The 7824-nt window shown below is 26.5% G+C and carries 7 protein-coding genes and 1 riboswitch; of the genes, 3 read left to right on the top strand and 4 right to left on the bottom strand.

Going from position 1 to position 7824, the window contains the following annotated elements; all coding sequences use genetic code 11:
* Positions 1 to 95 precede the first annotated feature (95 nt).
* The 4 genes from AC5M21_RS05510 to rpmH are packed head-to-tail and all read right to left on the bottom strand — an operon-like array spanning position 96 to position 2081.
* On the bottom strand, positions 96 to 698 hold the full coding sequence (locus tag AC5M21_RS05510; RefSeq protein WP_117598954.1) for a Jag family protein: 603 nt from the start codon (positions 696 to 698) through the stop codon (positions 96 to 98).
* A gap of 11 nt (positions 699 to 709) precedes the next feature.
* Positions 710 to 1570, bottom strand: coding sequence for a YidC/Oxa1 family membrane protein insertase (locus tag AC5M21_RS05505; RefSeq protein ID WP_117598953.1), 861 nt, complete (start codon positions 1568 to 1570; stop codon positions 710 to 712).
* Positions 1571 to 1906, bottom strand: coding sequence for a ribonuclease P protein component (rnpA, locus tag AC5M21_RS05500; RefSeq protein ID WP_302280533.1), 336 nt, complete (start codon positions 1904 to 1906; stop codon positions 1571 to 1573).
* A gap of 40 nt (positions 1907 to 1946) precedes the next feature.
* The gene (gene rpmH, locus AC5M21_RS05495; protein WP_003535525.1) at positions 1947 to 2081 is read right to left on the bottom strand and encodes a 50S ribosomal protein L34; all 135 of its coding nucleotides are present in this window, start codon (positions 2079 to 2081) and stop codon (positions 1947 to 1949) included.
* A 513-nt stretch (positions 2082 to 2594) separates the two neighbouring features.
* Here rpmH and dnaA point away from each other — a divergent pair.
* From dnaA to AC5M21_RS05480, 3 genes are all read left to right on the top strand, one after another.
* Entirely contained in the window at positions 2595 to 3929 is a 1335-nt protein-coding gene (dnaA, locus tag AC5M21_RS05490) for a chromosomal replication initiator protein DnaA (RefSeq protein ID WP_008789025.1), read from the top strand.
* Between the two features lie 147 nt (positions 3930 to 4076).
* Complete coding sequence (gene dnaN, locus AC5M21_RS05485) at positions 4077 to 5180, top strand: DNA polymerase III subunit beta (RefSeq protein ID WP_302280534.1); 1104 nt, start codon at positions 4077 to 4079, stop codon at positions 5178 to 5180.
* An 89-nt stretch (positions 5181 to 5269) separates the two neighbouring features.
* Positions 5270 to 5347, top strand: a riboswitch (cyclic di-GMP riboswitch).
* Between the two features lie 55 nt (positions 5348 to 5402).
* Positions 5403 to 7646: a sensor domain-containing diguanylate cyclase gene (locus AC5M21_RS05480; protein ID WP_302280535.1), complete on the top strand. Its 2244-nt coding sequence runs from the start codon at positions 5403 to 5405 to the stop codon at positions 7644 to 7646.
* Positions 7647 to 7824 lie beyond the last annotated feature (178 nt).

Raw genomic sequence — 7824 nt, 5'->3', positions numbered from 1 at the left:
AACGCTAAAGCTAAAATCTTTACCACGCGTATAACACGTGGTATCAATTTATAATAAGAAAATGACATGTTCATAAAAACATGTCATTAATCATATTAATCTACATATGAAATTGTAATATATCTATTTTTACCTTCGCCTTTACTTTCTGTTTTTAAATGATCAAATTCAGAAATAACTTGATGAATCATTTTTCTTTCATCAGCTGGCAATGGATCAAGTTTAACTTCAATCTTACTTCTTTGCACTTGTTTTGCAATTCTTTTAGCCATTGAAGCAACTTTCTTATAACGACTTTCTTTATATCCATTGATATCTACACTAATTTCAATTCTTTTCTTAAATTCATTTTGAACAGCATTCTTAGCAATAAAACTTAAAGCTCTTAAAATAATACCATTCTTTCCAATTAAAATAGAATTATTATCAGTATTCACATTACAGTAAATACGACCATCTTGAACATAAGTAACTGTTTCAACAGTAAACTCCATATTAGATAGAGTTTTTCTTACAAAATTCTCTAAATATTCTTGAATCATACTTTGTGTATAACATTCAATGACAACCTTTTTAGAAAATAAACCTTTCTTTTCTTCAATCACTTCATAAGTTAATTGATCCGGAGTCACTCCCAAATCAAGACATGCAGTTTGGACTACTTCATCTTCAGTTTTTCCCTCATATGTTTTCATCATATTACCCGTCCTTATTGATCTTTTTTCTTTTCAACGTGATAAATTTGAATATATACTGTTCTAATAATTGTAACTAAACTTGTTGTTATCCAGTACAATGACATAGCAGTTGGCATTGATAATGCAAACCAAACAATCATAGCAGTCATAACAATATTCATAGTTTTCATTGATTTTTGTTGTTTTGAAACTTTATAGCGTGGATTTCTCTTTAACATAATATTATTTATTTCAATTGCTAAATATTGTGTAATACCTACAATTGCAACAATAATAATATATACCCAGTTTCCACTTGTAATTTGAGACATTGGTGTTGTCCCCAAATTTAAACCAAAGAAAGTTGCTTGATATAAAATTTCAATTCTTTGTACTGATTGCCACATAGCTAACATAATTGGTAATGTTAAGAATGTTGTAAATGAACTAAACATACTTACATCATGTTTTTTATATAAAGCCTGCATTTCAGCAGATTGTCTCATCTGAGAAGCCTGGTCTTTTCTACCAGCATATTTTCTTTGAATCTTTTCTAATTCTGGTTGAAGCATTTGCATCTTTTGTGTAGATACAGTTGATTTAATCATAATTGGTAAGATTAAAATATTAATAAATATTGTCATACCAACAACACCCCATGCAACATTACCTAAGATATCTGTAATAAATAAGATTCCTTTGGCAATAGGGATTGTTAAAATAAAATCAAAGAATCCTGCATCTAAACTCCAAGGAGTTGCTGAATTGATTGCACGATCTGCTAAAAGATTTCCTTTAGCGTCTAAGTTTTGTCCACATCCAGTGAGGACGAAAACAAACGCTACCAGAGCAAACACTTTTAAAAATTTCTTCGTACGTTGATCTAAATACATTTATTTTTCCATCCTTTTATTTATTTTGTCATAGAGATATTTTAAATCTTCAATATTGTCTTTGTATGAACAATCTAAAAATTTATTTCTCACTATCACAATAAAATCCATTTTTTGAGTTTTATCAAAAACATCATGAACCATCATTCTGACTTGTCTTTTTGTTTTATTACGAACAACAGCGTTACCTAATTTTTTACTAACTGAGATTCCTACCTTTAAATGACAATCATTAACTTTATAATATATAACAAACTTACGATTTGCAACAGATTTCTTATCTTTAATAATTGTTTGGAAGTCCTCATTCTTTTTTATTCGATATTCTTTTTTCATATTTTTTTAGAAAAAAAACCACATTAAAGTGGAATTTTTGTTAGGCAGATAAAACTTTTCTTCCTCTTTTACGGCGACGAGCAAGTACTTTTCTTCCGCCTACTGTTGCCATTCTAGCTCTAAAACCATGAGTTTTTGATCTTTTTCTCTTGTTTGGTTGATATGTTCTTTTCATTGATTACACCTCCAAAATACTATATTTTTTTATACACAGTAACATATGCCCCATTATTATATGAGTTTTACCCCTATAAGTCAATGAAAATATCGAATTTTCTAAGATTTCATAAATGTTTTTCTCAAGTAAAATAGGCATATTTTTTATTTATGCACATATATATGAATATGAGCAATAATAGATATTCACGAGTTATTCACAATGTGAAATAAGTTATGCACAATTGTGAATAACTTATTCAAAACCCTTGATATATATAGGTTTAGAGTGTGAATATTATAAGAATAACTTGTGAATGTGAATAACTTTTAAAAATAATTCACAATTATGCACAGTGCATAAAAAGTTACGCACATTCACAATATATAAAATTTGTGTATAATTAAAAAAATACGCATATATCAATACTTTTTGATGTGCATAACTATGTGAATAACTTGTGCACAGTTTTTTTGTTCTTCTATTTATTCACAATTTCCTCTATAATATGAACTGAGAGAAGGTGAATATGTGAATAATCTTGATACTGATTGGCAAAAAACACTCAATATATTTAAAAATCAGATTGATGATAAAATTATTTTTGATTCTTTTTTCACTACTTTACAGGTCAAGGATATTATCGATAGTGATGTGACAATTACAGTTGATACACAATGGAGTTTGGATGGTGTTTCTCCATATTTAGAAAAGTTAGAAGAAATATACAATACTTTAACAAGTGGTCATTATCAGCTTCATCTAGAAACTGAGGATGAATATAATAAAAGTATTCAGCAGAAGAATGATTTAATGCTTTTTAATGACAATTTGAATAGTGATCTTAAATTTGAAAATTTTGTTGTGGGAAATAGTAATAGAATTGCTCAAAATGCATCATTAGCCGTTGCTATGAAACCTGGTATTTCTTATAGTCCATTATTTATTCACAGTAATTCAGGACTAGGAAAGACTCATTTATTAAATGCTATTGGAAATTATGCAAAAAGCAAAGATCCATTTACTAAGGTTTTATTCACTACAAGTGAAAATTTTGTAAATGAGTATATTCAGTCATTATCTAATCATACAATTGATGAGTTTAATTACAAATATAGACATATTGATATCCTATTAATAGATGATATTCAATTTATGGCTACAAAAGAATCATCTAGTGAAATTTTCTTTAATATTTTCAATAGTCTCATTAGTAATAAAAAGCAAATTGTGATAACTTCAGATAAACCTCCTCGTGATTTAAGAGGAATGGAAAGCCGTCTTGTTAGCCGATTTGCATCTGGTTTAACAGTAAGTATTGATACTCCAGAGTTTGAAACATCAAAAGCTATCTTAAGAAAAAAGATTGAAATAGAAAATGTTGATTATCCAATTACTGAAGAAGTTTTAGATTTTATTGCCAGTCATTTTAATACAGATGTTAGAGAATTAGAAGGAAGTTTAAAGCGTTTGCTTTTCTATAAATTAATATGTGAAGAGAAGCGTGATTGTATTGATCTTAATTTTGCTTTAGAAGCATTTAGTGATACATATAAAAACCAACCAATACAAAAGAAAGAATTAACTGTTTCAAATATAAAAAAATGTGTTGCTGATTATTATAATTTAACTGTATCTCAAATTAATTCAAAATCACGGACATCTAATATTATAGTTGCTCGTCATATTTCAATGTATCTCGTTAGAGAATTAATTAAAGATATATCATTTATACAAATTGGTCATGAGTTTGGTGGTCGTGATCATTCAACAGTTATGAAAGCTTGCGATAAAGTTCAAAAGAAACTTGAAAAAGATTTAAACTATCGACAAGCTATTGATGACATAAAAAATAAGCTTGTGTAAAAGTTATGCACAGTTATCCACAACTTATTCACACATAAAAATTAAAAAAAGAATGATAAAATCATTACTTTTATAAGTTATTCATATTGTGCACAACATTATTATTATGATATTATTTAAATAATAGTAAATAAAAGGAGAAAAATGATGAATTTTAAGATTAAAAGATTAGCATTATTAAATGCTTTAGCAAAAGTATCTAGAGCTGTCTCAATGAAAAGTCCTTTACCAGTCTTAACAGGTATTAAATTTGATTTAAAAGATAATGAATTAATTTTAACTGGTAGTGATAGTGATATTACAATACAAACAAGTATTAAAGAAAATATTGAAATTATTCAAACTGGTTCTGTTGTTTTATCCTCTCGTTATATATTAGAGATTATTAAAAAAATTGATTCTGAATTTGTACATATCTATATTGTTGATGGAACATTAACAAGAATTAAAGGAGCTAATTCTAAATTTGATTTAAATGGAACTTCTTATATTGATTATCCAAGAATTGATTTAAATAAGTCTGGTGTTCATTTACAAATGAAATCTACAGATCTAAAAGAAGCCATTGAACAAACATCATTTGCAACGAGTGAAAAAGAGACACGACCTGTTTTAACTGGTGTTAATTTTAAAGCCAAAGATCATGTTTTAGAATGTATTGCTACTGATAGTTATCGTTTAGCCAAACGTATTTTAACAATTGATTCTGATGTTTCATTTAATATTATTATTCCTAAGAAAAGTTTAATTGAAATTAGTCGTATTATTGAAAAAGATGAATTTATTGATTTATATGTCTCTGATCGTAAAGTTTTATTTATTTTTGATTCCGTTTTAATTCAAACAAGATTAATTGATGGTTCTTATCCTGATACAAGTCGATTAATTCCTCATGAACATAATTATTCAATGTCAGTTGACAGTGTCAGTCTTCTTAATTCCATTGATAGAGCATCTTTATTATCAAATGAACAGACAAACATTATCAAATTATCTATGAGTGAGGATAATGTTATGCTTTCTTCTTATTCTCAAGAAATTGGATCTGTTGAAGAAAATTTATCGAAAGCTTTTTATAAAGGTGACGATTTGAGTATATCATTTAGTGCAAAATACTTAAATGATGCTATTAAAAGTATTAATGGAGAAAAAGTAAAAGTTTTATTTACTGGAGAGATGAAACCTTTTATTATTATGGATTTCGAAAAGGATGATATTATTCAATTGGTATTGCCAGTAAGAACATATTAATTTAAAAAGTATGATTTAGTCATACTTTTTCTTTATTTGTCGAATTCATTTTCTTGAATATATTAAAGTTTATGATATAATAACGGTGTTATATAAATAAGCAAAACTATTGAAAGATAGTGACGCAAAGCTATAGGGCCTCTTTAACGTGGCAGCCAGTTGCACAAATGTACAAAAGCAGGCTGTTTTGTCTGTTTTTTTTATTTCATGAAAGGAGAGAATATGAGTAAAAATAAAACTTTTATTAAAATAGTAGTTATATTTTCTTTAATTATTATCTTATTTGGCTCGTTCTTTCATTTCGTTCAGCAAATTAGTGATATGAACACTCAAAAAATATTAAATCATTTAGAAGATGTTGGTAAGGAAACTGCCAATATTTATAACTTAAAATTCAAATCTTTACAAAATGTCATTGTTAGTACAGCTGAAATTCTTGGAAAAGTGGATCATTCAGATGATGAAATTGGTAATATACTCGATACAGTTGCTCAAGGCCAGGAATTATTTCAGCGTGTTTGGTATATTGATAAAAATAAAACATTGCATAATTATAAAAAGGATATCATTTTAGAGGATCATAGTTTATATATAGATGAAATTTTTAAAGGTCATTCTGGTTTTACAAATCCATTTACTTCTTTATATGATAACAAGAGTGTGGTTGTTGTTGTTTATACACCTATTTATAAGAATAATGAGATTATTGGTGGTTTAGCTGGGATTGTTGAAGTTAACAATGAAACACAAGATTATATTTATAATGATGTATTTAATAATGAGGCATATGTTTTTGCAACATCTGCAGATGGTCAAATTATTTCTAAAATTAAGAATAACAATACTTTATATTTTGGTGATAATTATTTTAATTTTTTAAATAATAATGTTTATTTTATGGATAGTAATTATGATGATATTGTAAATAATATTCAGAAAAATAAATCTGGTTTTGCTTCCTATCGTTATAAAAATGATGAAAGAATGATTTATTATACGCCTGTTAAAATTAATAACTGGTATATTTTCAATGTTATTTCTAATGATATTATTGATGATTTAAATGATCAAATGAATGGTGAAACAATAAAATTAATATTAGAGATTATCTTTGTTTTTGTTGTTATGTTGTTTATCTTAATCCGTTATTTTATTAAGATTAATAAAATGAATGAAGAAGCAAACAATCAATTAAGAACAAGTAATAAAAAAATTGAAATGATTTTAAAGCAGACAAGTGATCGTATTTTTGAGTATGATATAGATAATGATAGTTTAATACTTGATGCCTGGAATGATTATCCAAAGATTATTTTAAATAGTTTCTTAAGTAATCTGCATAATTATAATTTTGTTTCAAAAGAACATGAAAAATTATTAAAAGAGAAATTTCATGAGATTATAAATAATAAAGATAAGATAGTATTTGATGCTAAATTACCATATATTAGTAGAGATGATGAGACATGGTTCCATGTTTCAATGATTTATGTTAATCAAAATAAGCGATTAATTGGAACTTTAAGAAACAGTACAACAGAAATGAATGAATATAACTTGTTGTTGCAAGATCAAATGTTTAAAAATTCTGTTTATTCAAATGCTTTATTTATGTTTGCAGTCAATTTAAAAAGTCAAAAAGTTGTTATTTATCAGGAAAATGGTATATATCACAATGTTATTGATGTACAATATGAAAATAGTTTCTTAAAATCTTTTGTAGAAGAGGCAGCTGAGAAAGATAGAGAACGTGTAGCTAAGTTCTTTAGTCATGAAAATATTCAAAATATTTATCATCATAATGGCAAAAGAACTATAGAGTTTAGAACATGGAAAGCTGATAAAAATAGGTATGAATGGGTAAAATTCAGAATACAATTTGAAAGACAAAGTAGTAATAATGAGTTACTTATGATTGCATATAGTAATGATATTAATGATGAAAAGAGTAAACAATTAGAGTATGAATATAAAGCACAGAGAGATGGATTAACTGGATTATATAATCGTCAGACATTTAATCAATTTGTAGATGATTATTTAAAAGAGAAAAAATCAATGAGTGATTACTGTGCTTATATGATTGTTGATTTAGATAATTTTAAGTCTATTAATGATTCATTAGGACATAGTACTGGTGATGAAGTTATTCAAAAAGTTGCAACTTTGTTAGAGTCTATCTGTTTTAATTCAGGATATGTTGGTCGTTTTGGTGGTGATGAATTTGTTATTTTCCTATATGCTCAAGAGTCTTATGCTGAAATTGAAAATAAAGCACGTAAGATTATTAAGAGTATTGAAGGAATAAAAATGGAGTGTATTCATGATATTACTGCATCTATAGGAATTACATTTATTACAGATGAAAAACATCATCGTGTCTTATTTGATAAATCTGATCAAGCTTTATATGTATCGAAAAAGAGTGGAAAGTGCAGATATTATGTTTATGTGAATGAAAAATAGAGAAATACTGGTCTTTGAGAGAGCAGTATTTTTTGTTATAATGATATTTGAAAAGAAAAAAGGAATATGGATATGTTTTAGAAGCCATATCATTCAACAATTTCTTTAGGAAGAACTGATTAATATTAATGATTCCTACAATTTTAGAATTAGATAAAAAATAGATTTAAAGATAATT

It is taken from the genome of Coprobacillus sp. (assembly GCF_984815275.1).
Note: the sequence above shows the minus strand (reverse complement) of the source record. Positions and strands in the feature narration are given on the sequence as shown.

What these genes read in the sequence shown, in the direction of transcription:
- AC5M21_RS05510 (WP_117598954.1), bottom strand. Translation starts at nt 698, where the DNA reads ATGATGAAAACATATGAGGGAAAAACTGAAGATGAAGTAGTCCAAACT.
- AC5M21_RS05505 (WP_117598953.1), bottom strand. Translation starts at nt 1,570, where the DNA reads ATGTATTTAGATCAACGTACGAAGAAATTTTTAAAAGTGTTTGCTCTG.
- rnpA (WP_302280533.1), bottom strand. Translation starts at nt 1,906, where the DNA reads ATGAAAAAAGAATATCGAATAAAAAAGAATGAGGACTTCCAAACAATT.
- rpmH (WP_003535525.1), bottom strand. Translation starts at nt 2,081, where the DNA reads ATGAAAAGAACATATCAACCAAACAAGAGAAAAAGATCAAAAACTCAT.
- dnaN (WP_302280534.1), top strand. Translation starts at nt 4,077, where the DNA reads ATGAATTTTAAGATTAAAAGATTAGCATTATTAAATGCTTTAGCAAAA.
- AC5M21_RS05480 (WP_302280535.1), top strand. Translation starts at nt 5,403, where the DNA reads ATGAGTAAAAATAAAACTTTTATTAAAATAGTAGTTATATTTTCTTTA.